At 49.6% G+C, this 343-nt stretch carries 2 tRNA genes and 1 rRNA gene; all 3 read left to right on the forward strand.

Annotated elements, in window-relative coordinates:
- Positions 1–103 (forward strand): 5S ribosomal RNA (gene rrf / locus CES81_RS13090); the annotation flags it as partial.
- An 8-nt stretch (positions 104–111) separates the two neighbouring features.
- A tRNA-Asn gene (locus CES81_RS13095) sits at positions 112–184 on the forward strand.
- A gap of 17 nt (positions 185–201) precedes the next feature.
- Positions 202–274: transfer RNA gene (locus tag CES81_RS13100), tRNA-Thr, on the forward strand.
- The last annotated feature ends 69 nt before the right edge of the window (positions 275–343 follow it).

The raw sequence follows: 343 nt of genomic DNA on the forward strand, positions 1-343 counted from the left end.
CCTGAAGGATACACCTGTTCCCATGCCGAACACAGTAGTTAAGCTTCAGCACGCCAAGAGTAGTTGGGGGATCGCCCCCTGCGAGGGTAGGACGTTGCCACGCTATTTTATTCCGGCATAGCTCAGTTGGTAGAGCACCTGACTGTTAATCAGGTTGTCGACGGTTCGAGCCCGCCTGCCGGAGTCGTAAAATTTTGTAATGCCGGCTTAGCTCAGTTGGTAGAGCATCGGTATCGTAAACCGAGGGTCGGGGATTCGAATTCCTCAGCCGGCATCTATTTAACTGAGTCAAGAGGCTGTGACTTAAGTCATAAATCATAGCTTTCAAAAAAGACTTATCGAA

Source organism: Secundilactobacillus pentosiphilus (genome assembly GCF_002217985.1).
GTDB classification, from domain to species: domain Bacteria; phylum Bacillota; class Bacilli; order Lactobacillales; family Lactobacillaceae; genus Secundilactobacillus; species Secundilactobacillus pentosiphilus.